Origin of the sequence: Hymenobacter puniceus (assembly GCF_014333525.1) — a bacterium.
Classification (GTDB): domain Bacteria; phylum Bacteroidota; class Bacteroidia; order Cytophagales; family Hymenobacteraceae; genus Hymenobacter.
Window position 1 is genome coordinate 84,760 of sequence record NZ_JACSCX010000003.1, and the last position, 21,786, is coordinate 106,545.

Sequence of the window (21,786 nt, forward strand, 5' to 3'; positions counted from 1 at the left end):
GCGCTTAGCATGACGGTCAGTTGATTACCTAACAACAATTAGGCACTGCATGAAACTACGATTGGGCATGATTGGCGGCGGGCAGGGCTCCTTCATTGGTGCAGTGCACCGCATGGCAGCTTCCCTGGATGGGCTGTATGAGCTGACGGCCGGTGCCTTTAGCAGCAACCCGGCCACTTCCCGCGCCACCGGCCAGGAGTTGGGGCTGGCGGCTGAGCGCGTCTACGATTCGTATCAGCAGCTCATCGAGCAGGAAGCGCAACGGCCGGCCGCCGAGCGGGTGCAGGTTGTCAGCATCGTGACGCCCAACCATCTGCACTTCGCGCCCGCCAAAATGGCGCTGGAGCACGGCTTCGATGTGGTGCTGGACAAGCCGATGACGTTTTCGTTGGCAGAAGCCCGGGAACTGGCCGCTGTGGTGGCCACTACCGGCCGCCGGCTATGCCTGACACATACCTATACTGGTTACCCCATGCTCAAGGAGGCTCGCCACCTGATAGCCTCTGGGGCGCTGGGCACCGTGCGCAAAGTATACGTGGAGTACCCGCAGGGCTGGCTCAGCAGCTTTGAAGAAGGCAACGCCGACAACAAGCAGGCCGCTTGGCGCACTGACCCTGCCCGCAGCGGCATTGCCGGCGCCATGGGCGACATCGGCACCCATGCCTTCAACTTGGCCGAGTACGTGAGTGGATTATCAGTCAGTCAGTTGTGTGCCGATATCAATACCGTGGTGCCCGGCCGGCAGCTCGACGACGACGGGGCGGTGCTGCTGCAGTTTGCCAACGGCGCCAGCGGCGTGCTGGTAGCTACCCAAGTGGCAACCGGCGAGGAAAACAACCTGCGCCTGCGCATCTACGGCGAAAAAGGCGGCCTCGACTGGCAGCAGGCCGACGCCAACACGCTGCTGGTGAAATGGCCCGACCGCCCGGCCGAAGTGCGCCGCACGGGCGCGGGCTACCTCAGCGCCGCCGCCCGCCACAACAGCCGCATTCCGGCCGGCCACCCCGAGGGCTACCTCGAAGCCTTTGCCAACCTCTACCGCAACTTCGCCCTCACCCTGCGCGCCGACCTGGGCGGCCCGCAAGCCCCGCCCGAGGCTGCCGACTACCCCGGCATTGAGGAAGGTCTGCGGGGCATGGCGTTCATTGAAACCGTTATTGCCTCGGGCCGCTCCGAGCAAAAGTGGACTGACCTTACTGTCTAAACTGCCATGCGAACCATCAAAGGCCCCGGCATTTTCCTGGCGCAGTTTCTCGGTGACCAAGCCCCGTTCAACAGCCTAGATAGCATCTGTGGCTGGGCGGCCGGGCTGGGCTACAAGGGCGTGCAGCTGCCCACCACCGACCCGCGCATCATCAACCTGGAGCTGGCCGCCGAAAGCCAGACCTATGCCGACGAGCTGAAAGGCAAAGTGCAGGCCGCAGGCTTGGAAATTACGGAGCTGTCGACGCACCTGCAGGGGCAGCTGGTGGCCGTGAATCCGGTGTATGATGCGCTGTTCGATGGCTTTGCGCCGGAGGCCGTGCGCGGCAACCCCAAGGCCCGGCAGCAGTGGGCCGTGCAGCAGCTCAAGTACGCCGCGCAAGCTTCGCAGCGGCTGGGGCTCACGGCGCACGCCACGTTCAGCGGGGCGCTACTCTGGCCTTATATGTACCCCTGGCCCCAGCGGCCGGCCGGGCTGGTGGAGGATGGCTTTGCCGAGTTGGGCCGGCGCTGGCGCCCGATTCTGGATGCGTTTGACGAGTGCGGCGTGGACGTGTGCTACGAGGTGCACGCTGGCGAAGACCTCCACGACGGCGTCAGCTACGAGCGGTTTCTGGCCGAAGTACACCAGCATCCGCGCGCCTGCCTGCTCTACGACCCCTCGCACTTCGTGCTCCAGTGCCTCGATTATCTGGAGTACATCGACATCTACCACGAGCGGATTCGGGCGTTTCACGTCAAGGATGCCGAGTTCCGGCCCAATGGCCGACAGGGCGTGTACGGCGGCTACCAAAGCTGGACCGACCGCGCCGGCCGCTTCCGCTCGCTCGGCGACGGGCAGGTGGATTTCAAAGCCATTTTCAGTAAGCTCACTCAGTACGACTACCCTGGCTGGGCCGTGCTGGAGTGGGAGTGCGCCCTCAAACATCCCGAAGATGGTGCCCGCGAAGGCGCGCCCTTCATCCAGAATCACCTCATCCGCGTCACCGATAAAGCCTTCGACGACTTTGCCGCCTCGGGCATCGACCAATCTTTCAACCACCAGCTTCTCGGCTTCTAATTCTCCGCTTTTGTCATGAAAAAGGCTTTTCTCCTCTTCGCCTGCGGGCCCCTGCTGCTGGCCTGCGGCTCCGATGACACCTCTGCCACCAAGGCCAAGGAAGACTACACGCTGGCCGAGGAATCTGTGCCGGCCCAGGACAGCACCACCGGCGCCAATCTCAGCGCCGTGGCCCGCCAGCCGCAGGTAGATACCAGCGTCACCAAAATCGGGACGGCGCCGACGGGCGGCGCAGTAGCCGTAGGTGCCAAACTGATGGAAGGCTCCGACTGCGCCAGCTGCCACCGCGAAAATGAAAAGCTCATCGGCCCCGGCTACCGCGAAATTGCCGCCAAATACCCCAACACAGCCGCCAACGTGACCATGCTGGCCAAGAAAATCATAACGGGCGGCCAAGGCAACTGGGGCGAAATTCCGATGACGCCACACCCCGGCCTCTCGCAGAAAGACGCCGAGGAAATGACCAAGTATATTCTGGCGCTGAAGTAGCCGGAGCTGCGGTTGGGGTGAACGGTCATGCTGAGCTTGCCGAAGCATCTCTACTGCTTCATTGGTCGATTGTAGAGACGCGACACTTCGCGTCTCGTCGTTGAACGACCGGTTCCGGCACCAGCTAAAACAACATCAGCACGCGCCTTCTCTGGCGCAACGAAGCGGTAGAGATGCTTCGGCTGCGGCTGCACCTTCGCTCAGCATGACGTTCAAAATCAAGCCATTCCTAATCCCCACCGCCCATGACTGCTTCCATCCGAATACGGCTATCCATCATGATGTTCCTGGAGTTCTTCATCTGGGGCGCGTGGTTCGTGACGCTGGGCACGTACCTGTTGCGCAACTTGGGCGCAACGGGTACACAGGTGGGCGTGGCGTTTCTCACGCAGTCAATTGGGGCCATTGTGGCGCCGTTCATCATTGGGCTCATTGCCGACCGGTTTTTCTCGGCCCAAAAGATTCTGGGCGTGCTGCATCTAGTGGGAGCGGTGCTGCTGTGGCGGGCGTCCAACGCGCCTGATTTTACCAGTTTCTACCCCAGCATCCTGTCTTATATGGTGCTGTACATGCCCACGCTGGCGCTGGTAAACTCTATTAGCTTCCGGCAGATGCAGAATCCGCAGAAGGAGTTTGCCCCTATCCGGGTGCTGGGCACGCTGGGCTGGATTGTGGCCGGCCTCACCATCGGCTGGCTGAACTGGGAGCAGACCAACAGCCTGCAAAGCACTTTCCTGATGGCGGCCGGCGCCTCGACGCTGCTGGGCGTATTCAGCTTCACGCTACCGGCCACGCCGCCCGTGAAAAAGGACCAAACCAGCTCCCTCGGCGACTTGCTGGGGCTGGAAGCCATTGGCATGCTGCGTAACCGCTCTTACCTCATTTTCTTCCTGGCTTCCATTGCCATCTGCATTCCGCTGGCTTTCTACTATGGCTTCACCAACCCGTTTCTCAACGAAGTCGGGATGAAGTCGGCGGCGGGCGTGCAGAGCTTGGGGCAGGTATCGGAGCTGTTATTTATGCTGGCTATTCCGCTGTTTTTCAGCCGGCTGGGCGTGAAAAAGATGCTGGCCATCGGTATGGCGGCCTGGGTGCTGCGCTACCTGTTTTTCGCCTACGGCGACGGCCTCGGCAACTACTGGATGCTGATTGTAGGCATTGTACTGCACGGCATTTGCTACGACTTCTTCTTCGTAACGGGCCAGATTTATACGGATAACCTGGCCGGGGAGCGGTTCAAAAGCTCCGCCCAGGGTTTCATCACGCTGGCCACCTACGGCGTGGGCATGCTTATCGGCACGCTGCTGTCGGGCCGCATTTTCGATGCCTACCAAATCACCCCCACCACCCACGACTGGCGCATGATCTGGCTGATTCCGGCCGGTATTGCGGCGCTGGTGCTGCTGGCGTTTCTGGCGTTTTTCCGGGATGCGTCGCAGCCGCAGGTGGCGTCAACGGCCACGCCGCTGCAAGACCCCGCCACGCCACTCACCCAAGCCGTTTAGCCATGGCTACCTGGAATCGGCGGGCGGCGCTAAAAGGCTTGGTGACCGGCACGGCAGCCGTCAGCACGTTAGGCGTTTCGGCGGCGTGTGCTGCGGAAAACAAGCAACCCGGTTCGGGACAACTGAAGAACAACCTGAAACAGTCGGTGTGCCGCTGGTGCTTCGGCAAAATGCCACTCGATGAGTTGTGCGCGGCCGCCAAAGCCATGGGCCTGAAAGGTATTGACTTGGTTGGGCCCGCCGATTGGCCGACGCTCAAAAAGTATGGCCTCGACTCGCCGATGTGCAACGGCGCCGAAATCAACCTCACCGACGGCTTCAACGACCCCCGGTTTCACGCCCAGCTTCGGCAGCGCTACGCCGAAATGATTCCGCGGGTGGCGCAGGCCGGCTACACCAACCTCATCTGTTTCAGCGGCAGCCGCCGAGGCATGTCGGACGAGCAGGGGTGGACGAACTGCGTGGCCGGCTTGCAGCCGCTACTGCCACTAGCCGCCAAGCACAACGTGGTGCTGGTGATGGAGCTGCTCAACAGCAAAATCGACCACCCCGACTACCAGTGCGACCGGACGGCCTGGGGCGTGCAGCTGGCCAAGCGGCTGGGCTCCGAGCACTTCAAGCTGCTCTACGACATCTACCACATGCAGATCGACGAGGGCGACGTCATTCGCACCCTCACCGACAACCACCGCTATATTGCCCACTACCACACCGCCGGCGTACCCGGCCGCCACGAGCTCGACGACACGCAGGAGTTGAACTATCCGGCCATCATGCGCGCTATCTTGGCCACCGGTTTCAAAGGCTACGTGGCTCAGGAGTTCATGCCCCGCCAGGCCGACGGATTAGCTTCCCTGCGGCAGGCTGTGCAGTTGTGTGATGTGTAGCGCGAGTCAACCAGAAAGCCATTCTGAGCTTGCCGAGGAATTGTGCGCGCTGGCGCTTGGAATGGCTACCGCTCCCTAGCCCAGGGTTTAAACCCTGAGCTAGTGAATCGTTCTGCGAAGCAGTAAGGATGCTTCGGCCAGCGTCCGCGCAACGTTCTAGGTTACAGACTTCCCTATTTTCCGCCCTTCATTTCTCTCCCATGAAACTGGCTTTTCTGCTTCTCCCCACTCTCATCAGCTGTTCGGCCGTGGCCCAGACTCCGCAAAAAGGCAAACCCGAGGACACCGAAGTCTGGAAACCGGTGCCGAAAGTGGTGACGGCCACCGGCGTGTTTACCGCGCCGCCTTCCGATGCGGTGGTGCTGTTCAATGGCCGCGACCTGGCCCAATGGGTATCGGTAGAGGACCGCACCAAGCCCGCTGGCTGGAAGGTAGCCGATGGGTTGCTGACCGTAGATAAGAAAACGGGCAACATCGAAACCAAGCAGAAATTCACCAACTACCAGCTGCACTTGGAGTGGCGGGTGCCAGCCACCATTGCTGGTACGGGCCAAGTGCGCGGCAACAGCGGCCTGTTTCTGGCCTCACTGGGCAAAGGCGACCTAGGTTACGAGCTGCAGATTCTGGATTCGTATCAGAACCAGACCTACGTAAACGGTATGGCCGGCAGCATCTACAAGCAGTTTATTCCGCTGGCCAACCCCACCCAGAAGCCCGGCGAGTGGCAGTCGTACGACGTAATGTGGACCGCGCCAACTTTCAAGGCCGATGGCGCGCTGATGACGCCCGCCCGCGTGACGGTGCTCTTCAACGGCGTGCTGGTGCAAAACAACACCGAGCTGAAAGGCGCCACTGTATACATCGGGCCGCCCAGCTATCAGGCGCACGGCCCGTCACCTATCAAGCTACAGTCGCACGGCGACCCAAGTGAGCCCATCAGCTTCCGCAATATCTGGGTGCGGGAGTTGTAGCAGGCTGGTGCCGGAAGAATGGGAGCGGAGGGGAACCACATTAACGCTTGGGCTGCTAGGCATCAGGTAAGGAAGTACCGGCTGCATAGTCGCGGGCAATGAACCGCGGATAGACGTAAGGCATGGCTGCAGGCGAAAATTCGCTCCTGGCAGGCGTGCGCTTAGCCGAGACTTTCGTTTGCACCCCCGGATTTTCGGGCTAATTTTGACCCCATTCAATTCAACAGTAGACGCAGATGGCCGAAATCATAAAAATGCCCAAAATGAGCGACACGATGACCGAAGGGGTCATTGCCTCGTGGCTCAAAAAAGTAGGCGATAAGGTGAAATCCGGGGACATTCTGGCGGAGGTCGAAACCGACAAGGCCACGATGGAGCTGGAAAACTACGAAGACGGCACGCTGCTCCACATCGGCCCGCAGGCGGGCGAGTCGGTACCCGTTGACGGGTTGCTGGCCATTGTTGGGAAAGAAGGCGAAGATATTTCTGCCCTGCTGGGCGGTGCTGCCCCGGCAGCGCCAGCCCCGACCGAGGCGGCTCCTGCTCCCGAAGCTGCTCCGGCCGCCGAGGCTGCGCCAGCTCCTGCCGCGGCTCCCGCTCCGGAAGCCCCTAAAGCTGAAGCCCCAGCTGCTCCGGCGCCGGCCGCTGCTCCGGCTGGCAACGGCAAGAAAGCTACCGTCATCCGGATGCCCAAGATGAGCGACACGATGACCGAAGGCACCATTGCCTCCTGGCTCAAAAAAGTAGGTGATAAAGTGAAGTCCGGCGACGTGCTGGCCGAAGTGGAAACCGACAAGGCGACCATGGAGCTGGAAAACTACGAAGACGGCACGCTGCTCTACGTTGGCCCGAAAGACGGCGAATCGGTAGCGGTAGACGGCATTCTGGCCATTATCGGCGAAGAAGGTGCTGACGTGCAGGCTCTGCTGGGCGGCCAGAGCGGCGGTAGCGCAGCTCCGGCCGAAGCGGCACCCGCACCTGAGTCAGCTCCTGCCGCCGCGGCACCTGCTCCAGCAGCAACTCCGGCCCCAACGCCGGCTGCTCCGGCGGCCGCTGCGCCCGCCGCTGCTGTTACGTCGGTAGCACCGGCCCCGGCTGGCACCCGCATTCTGGCGTCGCCGCTGGCTAAAAGCATTGCCCGCGAAAAAGGCATCGACCTGAACGGTGTAAAAGGTTCCGGCGAAAACGGCCGCATTGTGTCGCGCGACCTGGAGAATGCCCAGCCTGCCGCTGCTCCGGCAGCGCAGCCTGCCGCCGCTGCGCCAGCCCCGGCAGCTGCCCCGGCTACTACAGAAGCACCCAAGGCCGAAGCCCCCAAAGCAGAAGCTGCTCCGGCCCAAGCTGCTCAGCCCGCCGACGGCACCTACACCGACACACCCGTGTCGCAGATGCGCAAGGTAATTGCCCGCCGCCTCTCCGAGAGCCTGTTCACGGCGCCGCACTTCTACCTGACCATGGAAATCCTGATGGACCGGGCCATGGAGGTACGCACCCAGCTCAACACACTCTCGCCGGTGAAGCTTAGCTTCAACGACCTGGTTATCAAGGCTGCCGCTGTTGCCCTCAAGCAGCATCCGGCTGTCAACTCCTCGTGGCTCGGCGACAAGATTCGCCAGAACAAGGTAGTGAACATCGGGGTAGCTGTAGCCGTGGATGAAGGCCTGCTGGTACCGGTAGTGCGCAACGCCGACGGCAAGGGCCTCTCCACCATTGCCACTGAGGTAAAGGAGCTGGCTGGCAAAGCCAAGAGCAAGAAGCTGCAGCCGGCCGAGTGGGAGGGAAGCACCTTCACCATCTCCAACCTAGGCATGTTCGGCATCGACGAATTCACGGCCATCATCAACCCGCCCGACGCCTGCATTCTGGCCGTGGGTGGCATCAAGCAAACCGCTGTGGTGAAAGATGGCCAGCTGGCCATCGGCAACATCATGAAGGTGACACTCAGCTGCGACCACCGCGTGGTGGATGGCGCCACCGGCGCCGCCTTCCTGCAGACGCTCAAAGCCCTGCTCGAAGACCCAATGCGCATGCTTATCTGAGTTGCGTAAGCTGATTGTGCAACAAAAAAGCCAGCCCGACCGGGCTGGCTTTTTTGTTGCACAGCAGAAGCCCGACCAATAGACGAAAGGCGCAGAACAGGCAAGCGGACAACCCTGCAACAGAAGGGTTTTATTATAAATCCTCTATACTTACTGCCAGAGGTGTTGCGCCTGCAGCACCTGAATGTTGAACTATACACAAGGCAGACGCAGATATGAAGCAACAACTACTAGTGGCCGCATTAAGTGCGGCCAGCCTCACCGCTTACGGTCAGGCGCAAACCCTCTCAGGACAGGTGCTCGATGCGGCTGGCCGGCCCGTTATTGGCGCCACGGTAGTAGAAAAAGGTACCAACAACGGCACTGCCACCGACAATGCCGGCCGTTTCTCGTTGTCGTCGCGGGCGGCCAACCCACGGCTGGTGATTAGCTCGATTGGCTACACCACGCAGGAAGTGGCGGGAAGCAGCTCCGTAAGCGTGAAGCTGGCCGACGCCTCCACCAGCCTGGGCGCGGTGCAGGTAGTAGGCTCGCGCAGCCAGAACCGCTCCGTTACGGATTCGCCTTCACCTGTAGATATTATCGACCTGCGCGAAGTGACCACCAAAACCGGCCAGCTCGACGTGAATCAGCTGCTGCAGTTTGTGGCGCCTTCCTTCAATTCCAACCGCCAGACCGGCTCCGACGGCGCCGACCACGTCGATCCGGCCTCTTTGCGCGGCCTCGGCCCCGACCAGACGCTGGTGCTCGTGAACGGCAAGCGCCAGCACCAGTCGGCGCTGGTGAACCTGTTTGGCTCGCGCGGGCGCGGCAACACCGGCACCGACCTGAACGTCATTCCGGCGGCCAGCATCGAGCGGATTGAGATTCTGCGCGACGGCGCGGCAGCCCAGTACGGCTCCGACGCCATTGCCGGCGTGATTAATATCGTGCTGAAAAGCTCCGTGAATGAGCTGACGGCCAGCGCCAACTACGGCGCCTACGACGCCAAATACCGCCGCGACAACGAGAAATTCGACGGCGGCAACTTCAACGCCAACGTGAACTACGGCGTGGGCTTAGGCGAGCAGGGCAGCTTTGTGAATGCCACCGTTGACTTCAACCAGCGCCAGCACACCCAGCGCGCCAACGTGCCGGTGCCCAATTCCAGTTCACTGGCCCGCCGCGAGTACGGCGACCCCAAAGTGTCCAACCTCTCGGCGTATCTGAACTCGAAATTTGCGCTGTCGGACCGCAGCCACATCTACGTGTTCGGGGGCGCCAATAAGCGCAAAGGCGACGCCTACGCCTGGACCCGGTTCGCCGACGATGACCGCAACGTACCATCCATCTACCCCAACGGCTTCGACCCCATCATCACCAGCGACATCGTGGACGTGTCGGCGGTGGCCGGGGTACGTACCAAGCTGGGCGAGTGGGAGCTGGATCTGAGCAATAACTTCGGCTCCAACCGTTTCGAGTACGGGCTGCGCAACACGCTGAACGCCTCGCTGGGTGCGGCCTCGCCCACCAGCTTCAACGCGGGCGGCTTCCAGCTGCAGCAGGACGTGGTGAGCCTGGGCCTCACGCGCAACTACAAAACCGTGCTGCAGGGCCTGAACGTGGCCGCCGGGGCTGAGTTCCGGCGCGAATGGTACTCGCTGTTTGCCGGCGAGGAAGCATCCTACCGCAACTACGACCCCACCAAGTCGGGTGGCTCGCAGGGCTTCCCTGGCTACCAGCCCGGCGACGCCATCAAGGCTGACCGCGACAATGTGGGCGCCTACGTAGACGCCGAGCTGAGCGTGACGCAGCAATGGCTGCTGGCCGCTGCCTTGCGCTACGAGAACTACACCGATTTCGGCAGCACGCTTAACTATAAGGTTTCGACGCGCTACAACCTCACTGAGTTTCTGACCTTGCGCGGCACCTACAGCACCGGCTTCCGGGCGCCTTCGCTTGCTCAGATCAACTTCAACTCCACCTTCACCAATTTCATCAACGGCGACCCGGTGGAAGTGCTGCTGGCCCGCAACAACAGCGCCGTAACCCAGAAGCTGGGTGTGCCGGCCCTCAAGCAGGAAACCTCCAACAGCGCCAACGTGGGCCTCACCAGCCGCCTGGGCTCGTCGCTGAGCTTGACCGTGGATGGCTATTACATCAAGGTAAAAGACCGGGTGGTACTCACCAGCCAGTTCTCGTCCGACGACCCGGTTATCGGGCCCGATCTGGTGGCGCTGAACGTAGACCAGGCGCAGTTCTTCGCCAATGCCGCCGACACGCGTTCCATTGGCCTGGATGTGGTGCTGAACCACACCGCTACGCTGGGCACCGGCCGCCTCAACTCCACGCTGGCTGCCAACTTCAACAACCTGAAGATTGACCGGGTGCAAACCACCGGCCGCCTGGCGGGCCGCGAAGACGACTTCTTCGGGCCCCGCGAGCAGGCCTTTGTAAAAGCCTCGGCGCCGCCGTCCAAAATCAACCTCACTTTCGACTACCAGCTGGGGCGCTTCAGCACGCTGCTGCGCTTTGTGCGCTTCGACAAAGTGCGGCTCGTGGATTTCGATGGCAACGACATGAACTACGACGCCCGCGTCACGACGGACCTAACCTTTAGCTATGCCCTCACCGACCATTTGCAGCTCTCGGTGGGCAGCACCAACCTGTTCAACCGCTACCCCACGCTGTTCGATCCGCAACTCACGGAAACCGGCGGCGCCTGGGACCCGGTGCAGATGGGTTCGAATGGGCGGTTTTACTTTGCTAAATTGCAGGCCCGATTCTAATAGAAGGTCAGGCAAACGCTACCTGTCATCCTGACGAAGGAAGGACCTTATCACGGCAGAACGAGGCGCTTATGCGTTACCGGTTCTGTGCGGTAAGGTCCTTCCTTCGTCAGGATGACACCCTTTTTTCTGTTCCCTAACTAGCGAAAGACGGCAACTTATAATTCGCAACTGACATGAAAATCCGTTCTACAACCGTGCTGGGCGTGCGCCACAACGGCCAAGTGGCCCTCGGGGCCGATGGCCAGGCCACCATGGACAAGCACGTAGCCAAGAGCAACGTGCGCAAGGTGCGCAAGCTCCACGAAGGCAAAGTGGTAACCGGCTTTGCCGGCTCCACCGCCGATGCGTTTCTGCTGCTCGATAAGTTTGAGGAGAAGCTTGGCAACTACGGCGGGCAGCTGCGCCGCGCCGCCATCGAGCTGGCCAAGGAGTGGCGCAAAGACCAGTACCTGCGCAAGCTGGAAGCCATGATGGTGGTCTGCGACCGGGACGAGCTGCTCATCATTGCCGGCTCTGGCGACGTGCTGGAGCCTGATTCCGATGTGGCCGCCATCGGCTCGGGCGCTATGTTTGCCCAGGCTGCCGCGCTGGCCCTCAAGAAACACGCGCCCCACCTCACGGCCCGCCAGATGGTGGAGGAAGCCCTGCACATTGCCGCCGACATCTGCATCTACACCAACCACAACCTCATGATTGAGGAGCCGGTATAGGGTAGTGCTTATTGCTTGGTGCTTAGTGCTTAGGCAGTAGGCGGCGAGCAGCTAAGCCCCACCCAGTTGATTTTTTTCGTACCGCTCAGGTTGCCGGGACAAACACCCCTAAGCCCTAAGCACAAAGCACCAAGCACTAACATGCAAATCACCAATTTCCTCAAGCACCACTACCGCCACTTCAACGCCGCTGCCCTGATTGATGCCGCCGAAGGCTACAACAAGCACCTGGCCGAGGGCGGCAAGATGATGATAACCCTAGCCGGCGCCATGAGCACCGCCGAAATGGGCATCCAGCTGGCCGAGTTGATTCGCCAGGACAAAGTCCAGATCATCAGCTGCACCGGTGCCAACCTGGAGGAGGACATCTTCAACCTGGTGGCCCACGACTTCTACGAGCGGGTGCCTAACTACCGCGACCTGACCCCCGCCGACGAGCAGGCCCTGCTGGAGCGCCACATGAACCGCGTGACGGACACCTGTATTCCGGAGGAAGAAGCCATGCGCCGCCTCGAGCACTCAGTGCTGAAGTTCTGGGAAAAGGCCGATAAGGCCGGGGAGCAGTACTTCCCCCACGAGTTCTTCTACCAGATCCTGAAGTCGGGCGAGCTAGAGCAGTACTACCAGATTGACCCTAAGGACTCTTGGATGTTGGCCGCCGCCGAGAAAAACCTGCCCATCATCTGCCCCGGCTGGGAAGACAGCACGCTGGGCAACATCTTCGCGGGCCACGTTATCAGCGGCGACATCAAGAACGTACACACCGTGCGCACGGGCATCGAGTACATGATTTACTTGGCCGACTGGTACACCCAGCAGGCCACCGAGGCCAGCAAAGTAGGCTTCTTCCAGATTGGCGGCGGCATTGCCGGCGACTTCCCCATCTGCGTGGTGCCCATGCTGCACCAGGACCTGGGCCGCACCTCGGTGCCGCTGTGGGGCTACTTCTGCCAGATTTCCGATTCCACCACCAGCTACGGCAGCTACTCCGGCGCCGTGCCGAACGAGAAAATCACCTGGGGCAAGTTGGGCCAAGACACGCCCAAGTTCATTATCGAGTCGGATGCTACCATTGTAGCGCCGCTGGTGTTTGCCATGGTGCTGGGCCAGTAGATTGCTGAGTAACCGTACAGAAAAGCCCGCCGCTGACGTTCAGCGGCGGGCTTTTTTGCGTGTTCACTCAGAAAGCATCAGCTGCTACTGCGGATGCAGGCCAGCCTGGGGCGGCCGGGCTCCGGCGGCGCGGCGCTGCTGCTCCTGCTTGGCTTTGGGCTGCTGCTTCACCGATTCTTTGATGCTGGACCAGTTCAGGGTAAACACTGCCACTATACCCACTACAATGAGCAGGAGGTAGCCCACCATAAAGGTCAGGAAGCCGCGCCAGAGGCGGCTTAGCCAGCCGAGGGTGGTATGGGTCAGCAGGTCACCGTAGGCCCACGAGGCATACCCAATTACCAGCACCATTGCATACAGACTGAATGTCTGAATCTGGGGCGTGCCGCTGTAAGCGTACGAGACGGGCAGCAGCAGCAGGGTGATAAAGTTGTTGATGGCCGTGATGAACGAGGCAATGATGAGGCACTCGGCATAGTTGAAGCCGCCGCGCCGCAGAAACAAGCGGGCCGCCAGCGCCCAGGCCGGTACCGTGGCCAGGTAGCACCAGGTCAGGTATTTCATAAAAAACGTGCTGAACGATACCTGCACCTGATACACGGCCTCCGGCATGGCCGGGTCGCGGGGGGGCAGCATGTTGATGTGCAGCGCCGAGAAAAGCAGGGCGTAGAGGCCGGTAATGAAAAACAGCAGCGACAAGGGCCGGAAATGGTCGACGCGCTTGCCCGCCAGATACTCCCGGATAGTAGGGCCGGGCCGTCGGATCATGGTGCGCAACGTGTACAGAATGCCCTTGTCGATGTGCCAGATGCTGTGCAGCACGTCGTGGGGCATGTCGCGCAGGGTAAGACGGTGGGTGTGGTGCGCGTCCTGCCCGCAGTGCCCGCAGTATCGGTCGGGCACGGGATGGCCGCAGTTCAGGCACGTATGCGCGGCGGGGTGCCCGGCCTCTGAAGGAAGGGAATGAGGCGTAACAGGTGCAGAAGGCAGGGAGACGGAGGACATAGTGTGGAGAGCGGAGGATTGAAGGATTAATAATAGTAGATAGTTAAATAAAAAGCCCGCCGCTGACGTGCAGCGGCGGGCTTTCTGGATGTGTTGGCAGCGTCTGCGTGTGTTAGAACAGCACGTGCTGGGCCAGTACTTTCTACAAATCATAGATATTGACCTGCTTGTTGAACTTGCGCATCACGCTGGGTTGGGTTTCGCTGGAAACCCAGATTTTCAGCTCCGCATCCAAGTCCAGATGGCCGGCCGTTTCGATACCGAAGCGGGATATGCTTCTTCAGGCAATAGACAAATAAACGATTCTTCTGCCCGTGAAACCCTGCTTGTCCACCAGGATGAATTGTTTGTTGATGAAAATAAACACGTCTTGAGCCAGCCTCGCTTTTCATAGCTTCATCATCGGCCAGCCACAGGCTGTATTCGGTTTGTAGTTTAAAGCAGCAAGCAACGTCGGTATTGCCTAGTATGGCGGGAAGGAATTTCAGCTATGTAGGCAGTAGAAGGAAAGTATAGTTGAGGTGGCCGGGTAGGGTAGATGCCGGTTTCTGTTAAACAGTCCGCTCCCGGAAAGACCCGCCAGGCTGGCTGGGGTGCTGTTCTGCGTTGTACAACGCCTACCTTCGCCATATTCCATCCTAGCGCCACTTATGAGCATCGACCTTGCCAGCTTTCTTCTTCACACCCCGGAAAGCGAAAAGACCACTGTCTTTATTCATCTGGATGAAGACGAAGTAGCCTCTTACGAAGCTCTTCTGGTAGCCCAGACGCGTTTTCGCAAGCTGTTCATCACGCTGGAACCCAAGCGCCGCTACCTGGTACATACGCAGACACCCGATGAGCCAGAGCCGGAAATCGACTTTCTGCAGGACTATGAGGAGGTGGAAGAGCTTCTGGAAGATGCCGGCCTCGATGGTATTCACGACGGCGAGCAGGGTATTCTGTATCACAACCTGCTGTTTCTGCTCATGAACCCGTAGCTGGTGTGGTATTCACGCGGGCCCCAGGCAAATTGGCTCAGCCCTGACAGCATCAGTATACTCAGTAAAACTCTTGCCATAGCGTAGGGAGGCGGATTGTGGTATGGAATAAAGCACAGGAATAAGGCCATGCACTCCCGACTTATTCCAAGCGGCTGTCTGCTGAACGGAGCAATACACCTGCCAGAAATGCCTGCTGCTACACGCTCCTACTGTTCAGGCTGGCGCATGAAAAAAAGCTGGGGAAAGCACTTACATTTACTGCTGTTGCATCTGCGAGTTCACACGCTCGATACTAATGGTTGCGGTTTACAGGTACGACAGCCACCAGTGCGTATGGGTTTGCTTGAAGCGTTGGTACCAGCGGCACGGCCCATACATGGCCACTACCACCACGGCCCACACCAGATAGGTTCGCGCCAAACTGGGAGAGTAGGCGGGAGGCCAAGCGCTGGCCGGTGCAAACGCCAGGTTCACGGCTCGGTCAAACTCCAGCGTTGTCCATATCCAGGCCGCACTGCTAAGCAGGGTGAAGTGCAGCAGATAGTAGAAAAACGGAACCTGGCCGAAAGTGCGCAGTATGTCACTCAGCCGGGAAGTGGCTTTTTCGGCCTGGCTGAGCAGCAAAAGAGCCACGCCCAGCGTTAGGCATACAAAAAGCAGCGACGGCGGGGATTTGGTTACGTTGACAAATGACAGCCACGTGTGCAGCAGCCCTTGCGGCTGCACACTCCAGGGCGTAGGGTCCCCGTACCAATTGGTGGCCCGCAACATGCAGAATATGCCTAGCAGCCCAACTCCAGCCCAGCGTAAGCGCCTGTTTCGCAGCGGCAGCGGTAGCTGGAACCACGGTCCAAGCAGGTAGCCGGCCAGCAGCACTCCCAGCCAGGGCCCCACCGAATAGGCAACCAGCACCGGCTGTCCCAGCACTGGCAGCACAAACGGCCCGTTGTGCAGCAGGGCCCACCCGGCGTTGGCGGCCGTCACGGGAGCCAGATTAGGCACCAGGTTGTGGCCAGCCAGAACAACAAATGTCAGTGCTATCAACAGCCAGCGGGGCAGCCAAAGCAGGCCAGCCAGCAACGCAAAGCCCGTCCCAATAGCCCAGATAACCAATAGCAGCGTTAAACTATAGCTCCAGGAAAGCACGAAGGTGAGTACTGTCACCTCCACTACAATCAGCCACAGCCCCCGGGCAAGCAGGAAGCGGCTGACGGCAGCCCTATTGTGCCGCTTTTGCGCGTACAGGTACACGCTGCAGCCTGATAGCAGCACAAAGGTGGGCGCGCAGATGTGAGTAACCCAGCGTGTCAGAAACAAAAGGGCCGGGGCATGGGCAACATCTTCGGGCCGCAGGAGGGTAGCGCCCCAGAAGTCGCGGGTATGGTCTAAAGCCATAATCACCATCACCAAGCCCCGTATCACATCGAGGGCCCGTACGCGGGGCGTGGCTGCACGATTCGGTACGGATGCAGTTGTAATAAGAGCAGAGTCTGACATCAGGGTAGGACAGTTCAGCCACGGGGTTGATAGAAATAATTCCGGTCGGCACTTCCATTGACACAGAAGGGGTTATAATGGATTTGCAGGAGTATGCCACTTTACCGATAGGCCGTGTAAGTCCATAGGCCGATTCAAAGTACGGTACTGTAAGCTGGCTTCCTGTTAGAGGCTAATGCTGCATCCGGGCCTCAGTTAGCCTATGCTTTCTGCAGGGCGTAATTGTTGGCGCAGGCATCGGCCCGGTAGGGCAGGGCCGTGCGCGACGGCACACAGACTCTGTTGTTGCTTATTACCCACAACACCTCCCTGCTGAAAGTAAGCAGCATCATTCCAGAGGTGCCGAGCAATATACACGCGTACCAATGTTCGCTCCACTAGCGTGATTCTAGTAAGCTGTAGAATAGGTGCAGGGAAGGATATACAGCCCGATAAACTTTGCATCGGGCGCACAGAAGCTATCAGCAGAGCAGCTCACTGTCGTTAGTTGGTAGATGGGTAGCCTGAGCAGACCGGATCTTTGCCCCAGGCTAAGTATTGCGGCCTAAACAAACGAGCAGATGATGACACCTAGATGGCATCCAGCCCCGGCAGACCAAGCAAATCAGCAGCGCGACGCGCTACGGTTTTAACGCTCGCAACGTCTGGGCCGGTGATGGTAAGGTGGCCCATCTTGCGTCCTAAGCGTGCTTGCGCTTTGCCGTACAGGTGCAGGTGCGTACCGGGCAGGCTGAGTACGGCGTGCCAGTTCGGCTCCTGCAGCTGGCCAGCGGCGTCAAACCACACGTCACCTAGTAGATTAAGCATAATAGCCGATGAATGCTGACGCGGCTGCGGCAAAGGCAAGCCCGCCATAGCATGCACCTGCAGGTCAAACTGCGACGCGTCACAGGCATCTATCGTGTAGTGGCCGCTGTTGTGCGGGCGCGGTGCCATTTCATTGACCACCAGACCACCATGCTCACTGCCGTCTTCCACCACAAAAAACTCGACGCACAGCACCCCAACGTAGCCCAGATGCTGCGCAATAGAAACGGCCGCCTCACGGGCCCTGTGTGCCAGGGCGGGCGGCATGTTTCCTTCGTAGGCGTGGGTTACGGCCAGAATGCCCTCGACGTGCACATTGCGCTGCGGGGCGAAGCTGACGACCTGCCCATCCCAGCCGCGCGCCACTAGCACCGAACACTCGGCGGTGAGCGGCAGCATCTTTTCCAGCACGCAGGCCACGCCTCCTAGTTCCGCCCAGGCGGCGGCCAGTTCACTGGTCGTTTTGACGCGCACCTGGCCCTTACCATCATAGCCCATGCGGGCAGTTTTCAGGATACCAGGCAGCAAATCCGGCCGCTCGTCCTGCACGGCTTGCAGCTGGGCTGGTGTTTCAAGCACCGCATAGGGCGCGCAGTTCACCCCCGATAGGTCAGCGCAGGCTGCGAAGTGGGCTTTTTCCTCGATACGGTTTTGGGCAATGCCCACCACGGCCGCGCCCGGCGCTACGGGGCGGGACTGCGCGAGCGTGTGCAGGGCCTGGGCCGGCACGTTTTCAAACTCAGTGGTAATGGCCTGACACAACTGGGTTAGTTGCGCCAGCCCGTTCGGGTCGTCGTAGCCAGTCTGGATGTGGTGGTGACTCACCAGCCCGGCCGGGCTTTGCGCGTCGGGCTCCAGCACGGCAGTGAAGTAGCCCAGGCGCTGGGCAGCATGCACAAACATGCGGCCCAGCTGGCCGCCCCCCACTACGCCTAGCGTGGCCCGCTGGCCTGCGGCGTCCACACTGCCCGGAAAAACGGGGGGCATGGCTGCAACGTGACTATTGATACTCATAGGGGCAGCGTCATGGCGCGGGCGGCCTCGGTTTGTGCGGCGCGAAACGCCTGCAGCTTGGTTGCCAGCTCGGGGTTGTGCAGGGCCAGCAGGCTGACGGCGAACAGGGCGGCATTAGCCGCCCCGGCCGTGCCAATGGCAAACGTAGCAACGGGTATTCCTTTGGGCATCTGCACAATGCTGTGCAGCGAATCCACTCCCTGTAAATGGCGGCTGGCCACCGGTACTCCCAGCACGGGCACTGTGGTTTTGGCGGCAAGCATGCCCGGCAGGTGGGCGGCCCCACCCGCCCCGGCAATGATAGCCTGCAAGCCACGCGGGCCGGCCTGTTCGGCGTAGGCAAACAGGTCGTCGGGCATGCGGTGAGCCGACACTACGCGCGCTTCATGGGCCACGCCAAAGTCCGTAAGAATCTGCACAGCGTGCTGCATGGTGTCCCAGTCGCTGCTGGAACCCATCACCACGCCGATCAGTGGCTGGGAGGGATTGGGGGAGGAAGGTGTACTCATGGGAAAGAAATTGAAAAAGGCGGTCATGCTGAGCGCAGCGAAGTCGAAGCATCTCTACCGCTTCTCTGTGATTATGCTCATCCCTTCGTGCAATTGGAACAGATGGTAGCCACAGTGCTCAGTGAAGACGGCTATTCCCTTGAATTCCGGTGCTTCAATGGCAAACGCATATCTGAATTCAACTTTTGAGTCGTCTTCGAACTCAATGCGCATCACACTCTCAACCGGGCTGTTAGAAGCATTGAGCGTTGTATAGTTACTTCCTTTCGCAGTTAGGTAATGTCGTCGCTTGATTTTCCAACGTTCAGGTAAATCTGAGTGGCGCATCTAGGCAGTGATTTTAAAGGTGCACCAGAGCTAAGTGAAACAGAACTCAACGAAGCAGTAGAGATGCTTCGGCAAGCTCAGCATGACGGACGACTATTATCTGGGTAAGCGTAACGAGCGGCTAGCGCTCCAGCAGGATTTCCGTGCCCAGAATCACAAGGTCTACACGGCCTTTCAGTGTTTGGTTGATGAAGGGCGTGTTCTGGGATTTGGATTTCATGAATTCCTGCGTGAAGGTCGTTTCCGCTGCGGTATCGAACAAGACACACTCGGCGGGCTGGCCGACTTCAACGGTAGGAACTGGCAGACCCATCAGGCGGCGGGGCTCCGCCGAGTAGCGCTTCACTACTAAGTCCCACCCAAATTTTTCGGGCTGCACGAAGAAGTGGTAAAGCGACACCAGCGCCGTTTCCAGACCAGTAATACCGTTGGGCGCGCTAATGAAATCCTGGGCTTTTTCAAACGGCGTGTGCGGCGCGTGGTCGGTGGCAATAAGGTCGAACACGCCTTCTTTGAGCCCTTCCAGCAGCGCATCACAATCTGCCTGGGTCCGCAGCGGCGGGTTCATCTTGTAGTTCGTGTCGTAGTCGCCGATGTGCTCATCGGTGAACAGCAGATGGTGCGGGGCCACTTCCGCCGTCACCTTCACGTCGCCGCGTGATTTCCACCAGCGGATGGTTTCCATGCCGAGCTTGCTGGATACGTGCTGGATATGCACATGCGCACCCGCCGCCCGGGCCAGGCGGATGTCCCGGTCGATGATAATTTCCTCTGCGCAGGCCGGCGAGCCTTTGATGCCGAGCCGGTAGCTCATCACGCCCTCATTCAGGGCGCGAGGCCCGGCCAGTTCCGGTACCTCGCAGTGGCTGGCGAAAAACATCCCAAACTCGGTGGCGTACTGCATGGCCCGCAGCAGTACCGCCGGGTCGCTGGTGGTATCCCCGTCATCGGTGAGCATTTTTACTCCGAGCTCACGCATACCCTCGATTTCCGCCAGCTCCTTGCCCTCACGGTTTTTGGTCACGCAGCCGGAGGTGTACACCGGAATGCGGGAACGGTGCCGGGCATTTTCCAGTACGGTATCCACGGCCGTTGCCGAGTCGAGAGCCGGGCGGGTGTTGGGCATCATCACCACGCCCGTAACGCCGCCATTAATGGCCGCTTCGCTGCCCGTGGTGATGGTTTCCTTGTTTTCAAACCCGGGGGCGCGGAAATGGACGTGGGCATCAAACATGGCCGGCATCAGCACGCGCCCACGCGCATCGATGACGCGGGCGCCCTCGGGAACCGCCAGGCCTTTACCGATTTTCTGAATGATTCCTTCGACCATCAGGACGTCGCCTTCGAGCAGTACAGGTGAATTTTCGGTGGCGATACGGGTGTTTTGAAGGAGAAGCATGGAGGGAGGAGTGCGGTGAATTGGCAAAAGGGGGAGGAGATATTCTACTTGTCAAAAATCAACGTCCTGCTGAGCTTGCCGAAGCATCTCTACCACTTCGTTGTCCTGTAATTGATTGGTTAGCGGCAGAAACGCTTCGGCAAGCTCAGCAGGGCCACCTATTCAGATGGGCCTTTAGGGCGTAGCCACCGGTGAGCTGGCTAGCTGCGGTGCGGCATACGCTTCCTGCCGCGGGAACTCACCGCCCGGCGTGAGCCAGTCGAGCACGGCCATCCGAACGGATATTCCGTTTTCGACCTGGTTGGTTATCAGGCTCCGCTCATAGTCCATCACGGCGTCACACAACTCAACTCCCCGGTTTACAGGGCCAGGGTGCATGATGTAGAGGCCCCGGTCGCGGATTTCGGCCAGCCGCGCGGTGGTGATGCCATACACCCGGTGATATTCCCGGACGCTGGGGAAAAACTGCACGTCCTGGCGCTCCATCTGCACGCGGAGAAGGTACACCACATCGGGCGCCCAGGCCATAGCCGCCTCATAGTCGGTAAAGCGGGGGATGGTTGCCGGCACATACTTGGGCACCAGGGAACCCGGACCCAGGTAAGCCACCTCAATACCTAGCTTTTGCAGCAGCGTACTGGTAGAGCGCGCAACGCGGGAGTGAAGGATATCCCCGATGATGAGGACTCTTTTGCCCCGGGGGTCGGGAAATTTTTCCTTGATAGTGAAGGCGTCCAGCAGGGCCTGGGTGGGGTGCTCATGTGCTCCGTCGCCGGCGTTGATGACCGACGCCGTGGTTTGGCGGGCAATCATGCCGGGTAGGCCGGGGTGGCCGTGACGGACGACGATGTAGTCGGTGCGCATGGCCTGGAGCGTCTCGATAGTCTCGCGCACCGACTCGCCCTTAGTGATGGAGGAGTGGGCGACGTCGAAATTCGTGACCTCTGCCGACAGTCGTTTGGCGGCAACCTCGAAGGAGGAATGCGTCCGGGTGCTGGCCTCATAGAACAGCATGAGCACGGACTTGCCCTCCAGGGCGGGGATTTTCTTCACCGAATGGGTGAACAGTTTTTTAAAAGAAGTGGATTGGTCGAGCAGGAACTCGATTTCCTCACGGTGGAGGGAGGCAATGTCGAGCAGGTCTTTACGTGCCATACCGGAGTTGGTGAAAGTAAATGCGTAGTGAGTGTAAGGGGCGTGTAAGACTATCTGTTGTCGATGCTCTTACACTGCATTTGCTATGAAGTATAAGTTGGCTGCGGGGCGGCAGCCGAACTCGACGGACATAAAAAAACCGTTTCGGAATCCGAAACGGTAGCGGGGCAACACCCAGAAAAAACAACAGAAATACTGGAACCAGAGGCAAAACCGGGAGAACCGATAGCAGCGAAGACCTTGCGGTCCACTCGCGGTTCCTTGCCGAGCAGGGTTCCACGCTTCATCAACAGGTTTTTGGGTTGAAGCATATTGCAAAACTACGGCATTGTTGCGCCCGGC

Annotated in this window: 20 protein-coding genes; 12 read left to right on the forward strand and 8 right to left on the reverse strand. The window is 59.9% G+C overall.

Annotated elements, in window-relative coordinates; translation table 11 throughout:
* The first annotated feature begins 49 nt into the window (after positions 1–49).
* From H8B14_RS09115 to H8B14_RS09160, 10 genes are all read left to right on the forward strand, one after another.
* Positions 50–1,204 (forward strand): Gfo/Idh/MocA family protein, encoded by a 1,155-nt coding sequence (locus tag H8B14_RS09115; RefSeq protein ID WP_222840577.1) that lies wholly within the window; start codon positions 50–52, stop codon positions 1,202–1,204.
* Between the two features lie 6 nt (positions 1,205–1,210).
* Positions 1,211–2,263: a sugar phosphate isomerase/epimerase family protein gene (locus tag H8B14_RS09120; RefSeq protein WP_187315328.1), complete on the forward strand. Its 1,053-nt coding sequence runs from the start codon at positions 1,211–1,213 to the stop codon at positions 2,261–2,263.
* A 15-nt stretch (positions 2,264–2,278) separates the two neighbouring features.
* Positions 2,279–2,752 (forward strand): c-type cytochrome, encoded by a 474-nt coding sequence (locus H8B14_RS09125; RefSeq protein ID WP_187315329.1) that lies wholly within the window; start codon positions 2,279–2,281, stop codon positions 2,750–2,752.
* A gap of 245 nt (positions 2,753–2,997) precedes the next feature.
* Positions 2,998–4,257 carry a nucleoside permease gene (locus H8B14_RS09130; protein WP_187315330.1) on the forward strand — a complete coding sequence of 420 codons (1,260 nt, stop codon included), beginning with the start codon at positions 2,998–3,000 and terminating at the stop codon, positions 4,255–4,257.
* A 2-nt stretch (positions 4,258–4,259) separates the two neighbouring features.
* Complete coding sequence (locus H8B14_RS09135) at positions 4,260–5,144, forward strand: hydroxypyruvate isomerase family protein (protein ID WP_187315331.1); 885 nt, start codon at positions 4,260–4,262, stop codon at positions 5,142–5,144.
* A 200-nt stretch (positions 5,145–5,344) separates the two neighbouring features.
* Positions 5,345–6,115 carry a 3-keto-disaccharide hydrolase gene (locus H8B14_RS09140; protein WP_187315332.1) on the forward strand — a complete coding sequence of 257 codons (771 nt, stop codon included), beginning with the start codon at positions 5,345–5,347 and terminating at the stop codon, positions 6,113–6,115.
* A gap of 236 nt (positions 6,116–6,351) precedes the next feature.
* Positions 6,352–8,154 (forward strand): pyruvate dehydrogenase complex dihydrolipoamide acetyltransferase, encoded by a 1,803-nt coding sequence (locus H8B14_RS09145; protein WP_187315333.1) that lies wholly within the window; start codon positions 6,352–6,354, stop codon positions 8,152–8,154.
* Between the two features lie 215 nt (positions 8,155–8,369).
* Positions 8,370–10,922 carry a TonB-dependent receptor gene (locus H8B14_RS09150; protein WP_187315334.1) on the forward strand — a complete coding sequence of 851 codons (2,553 nt, stop codon included), beginning with the start codon at positions 8,370–8,372 and terminating at the stop codon, positions 10,920–10,922.
* A gap of 176 nt (positions 10,923–11,098) precedes the next feature.
* Positions 11,099–11,635, forward strand: coding sequence for an ATP-dependent protease subunit HslV (gene hslV, locus H8B14_RS09155; protein ID WP_187315335.1), 537 nt, complete (start codon positions 11,099–11,101; stop codon positions 11,633–11,635).
* 141 nt (positions 11,636–11,776) lie between these two features.
* On the forward strand, positions 11,777–12,748 hold the full coding sequence (locus H8B14_RS09160; RefSeq protein ID WP_187315336.1) for a deoxyhypusine synthase family protein: 972 nt from the start codon (positions 11,777–11,779) through the stop codon (positions 12,746–12,748).
* An 84-nt stretch (positions 12,749–12,832) separates the two neighbouring features.
* Here the strand turns inward: H8B14_RS09160 and H8B14_RS09165 are convergent, their stop codons facing one another.
* Positions 12,833–13,753 (reverse strand): DUF3667 domain-containing protein, encoded by a 921-nt coding sequence (locus tag H8B14_RS09165; protein ID WP_187315337.1) that lies wholly within the window; start codon positions 13,751–13,753, stop codon positions 12,833–12,835.
* 109 nt (positions 13,754–13,862) lie between these two features.
* Between H8B14_RS09165 and H8B14_RS21430 the strand changes: the two genes are divergently transcribed.
* Together H8B14_RS21430 and H8B14_RS09175 are read left to right on the forward strand one after the other, a co-directional pair.
* Positions 13,863–14,147, forward strand: coding sequence for a hypothetical protein (locus tag H8B14_RS21430; protein ID WP_458363599.1), 285 nt, complete (start codon positions 13,863–13,865; stop codon positions 14,145–14,147).
* Positions 14,148–14,403: 256 nt separating this feature from the next.
* A complete protein-coding gene (locus H8B14_RS09175; protein WP_187315338.1) occupies positions 14,404–14,733 on the forward strand; it encodes a hypothetical protein in 330 nt (109 codons plus the stop codon).
* A gap of 309 nt (positions 14,734–15,042) precedes the next feature.
* On the opposite strand, the gene H8B14_RS09180 is transcribed toward H8B14_RS09175, so the two are convergent.
* The 7 genes from H8B14_RS09180 to H8B14_RS09205 all read right to left on the reverse strand — a co-directional run bounded on the left by H8B14_RS09180 (position 15,043) and on the right by H8B14_RS09205 (position 21,444).
* The gene (locus H8B14_RS09180; RefSeq protein ID WP_187315339.1) at positions 15,043–16,233 is read right to left on the reverse strand and encodes a DUF1624 domain-containing protein; all 1,191 of its coding nucleotides are present in this window, start codon (positions 16,231–16,233) and stop codon (positions 15,043–15,045) included.
* A gap of 200 nt (positions 16,234–16,433) precedes the next feature.
* Positions 16,434–16,565, reverse strand: coding sequence for a hypothetical protein (locus H8B14_RS21075; RefSeq protein ID WP_261989955.1), 132 nt, complete (start codon positions 16,563–16,565; stop codon positions 16,434–16,436).
* A 238-nt stretch (positions 16,566–16,803) separates the two neighbouring features.
* Complete coding sequence (locus tag H8B14_RS09185) at positions 16,804–18,027, reverse strand: 5-(carboxyamino)imidazole ribonucleotide synthase (protein WP_222840578.1); 1,224 nt, start codon at positions 18,025–18,027, stop codon at positions 16,804–16,806.
* A gap of 23 nt (positions 18,028–18,050) precedes the next feature.
* Positions 18,051–18,563 (reverse strand): 5-(carboxyamino)imidazole ribonucleotide mutase, encoded by a 513-nt coding sequence (gene purE, locus H8B14_RS09190; protein ID WP_187315341.1) that lies wholly within the window; start codon positions 18,561–18,563, stop codon positions 18,051–18,053.
* A gap of 54 nt (positions 18,564–18,617) precedes the next feature.
* A complete protein-coding gene (locus tag H8B14_RS09195; RefSeq protein WP_187315342.1) occupies positions 18,618–18,890 on the reverse strand; it encodes a hypothetical protein in 273 nt (90 codons plus the stop codon).
* A gap of 121 nt (positions 18,891–19,011) precedes the next feature.
* Complete coding sequence (locus tag H8B14_RS09200; protein ID WP_187315343.1) at positions 19,012–20,289, reverse strand: dihydroorotase; 1,278 nt, start codon at positions 20,287–20,289, stop codon at positions 19,012–19,014.
* A 174-nt stretch (positions 20,290–20,463) separates the two neighbouring features.
* Entirely contained in the window at positions 20,464–21,444 is a 981-nt protein-coding gene (locus H8B14_RS09205) for an aspartate carbamoyltransferase catalytic subunit (RefSeq protein WP_187315344.1), read from the reverse strand.
* Positions 21,445–21,786: the final 342 nt, after the last annotated feature.

Excerpts from the sequence above, each read along its gene's own strand:
- H8B14_RS09115 (WP_222840577.1), top strand. The coding sequence starts at position 50 with ATGAAACTACGATTGGGCATGATTGGCGGCGGGCAGGGCTCCTTCATT.
- H8B14_RS09120 (WP_187315328.1), top strand. The coding sequence starts at position 1,211 with ATGCGAACCATCAAAGGCCCCGGCATTTTCCTGGCGCAGTTTCTCGGT.
- H8B14_RS09125 (WP_187315329.1), top strand. The coding sequence starts at position 2,279 with ATGAAAAAGGCTTTTCTCCTCTTCGCCTGCGGGCCCCTGCTGCTGGCC.
- H8B14_RS09130 (WP_187315330.1), top strand. The coding sequence starts at position 2,998 with ATGACTGCTTCCATCCGAATACGGCTATCCATCATGATGTTCCTGGAG.
- H8B14_RS09135 (WP_187315331.1), top strand. The coding sequence starts at position 4,260 with ATGGCTACCTGGAATCGGCGGGCGGCGCTAAAAGGCTTGGTGACCGGC.
- H8B14_RS09140 (WP_187315332.1), top strand. The coding sequence starts at position 5,345 with ATGAAACTGGCTTTTCTGCTTCTCCCCACTCTCATCAGCTGTTCGGCC.
- H8B14_RS09145 (WP_187315333.1), top strand. The coding sequence starts at position 6,352 with ATGGCCGAAATCATAAAAATGCCCAAAATGAGCGACACGATGACCGAA.
- H8B14_RS09150 (WP_187315334.1), top strand. The coding sequence starts at position 8,370 with ATGAAGCAACAACTACTAGTGGCCGCATTAAGTGCGGCCAGCCTCACC.
- hslV (WP_187315335.1), top strand. The coding sequence starts at position 11,099 with ATGAAAATCCGTTCTACAACCGTGCTGGGCGTGCGCCACAACGGCCAA.
- H8B14_RS09160 (WP_187315336.1), top strand. The coding sequence starts at position 11,777 with ATGCAAATCACCAATTTCCTCAAGCACCACTACCGCCACTTCAACGCC.
- H8B14_RS09165 (WP_187315337.1), bottom strand. The coding sequence starts at position 13,753 with ATGTCCTCCGTCTCCCTGCCTTCTGCACCTGTTACGCCTCATTCCCTT.
- H8B14_RS09175 (WP_187315338.1), top strand. The coding sequence starts at position 14,404 with ATGAGCATCGACCTTGCCAGCTTTCTTCTTCACACCCCGGAAAGCGAA.
- H8B14_RS09180 (WP_187315339.1), bottom strand. The coding sequence starts at position 16,233 with ATGTCAGACTCTGCTCTTATTACAACTGCATCCGTACCGAATCGTGCA.
- H8B14_RS21075 (WP_261989955.1), bottom strand. The coding sequence starts at position 16,565 with ATGATGCTGCTTACTTTCAGCAGGGAGGTGTTGTGGGTAATAAGCAAC.
- H8B14_RS09185 (WP_222840578.1), bottom strand. The coding sequence starts at position 18,027 with ATGCCCCCCGTTTTTCCGGGCAGTGTGGACGCCGCAGGCCAGCGGGCC.
- purE (WP_187315341.1), bottom strand. The coding sequence starts at position 18,563 with ATGAGTACACCTTCCTCCCCCAATCCCTCCCAGCCACTGATCGGCGTG.
- H8B14_RS09195 (WP_187315342.1), bottom strand. The coding sequence starts at position 18,890 with ATGCGCCACTCAGATTTACCTGAACGTTGGAAAATCAAGCGACGACAT.
- H8B14_RS09200 (WP_187315343.1), bottom strand. The coding sequence starts at position 20,289 with ATGCTTCTCCTTCAAAACACCCGTATCGCCACCGAAAATTCACCTGTA.
- H8B14_RS09205 (WP_187315344.1), bottom strand. The coding sequence starts at position 21,444 with ATGGCACGTAAAGACCTGCTCGACATTGCCTCCCTCCACCGTGAGGAA.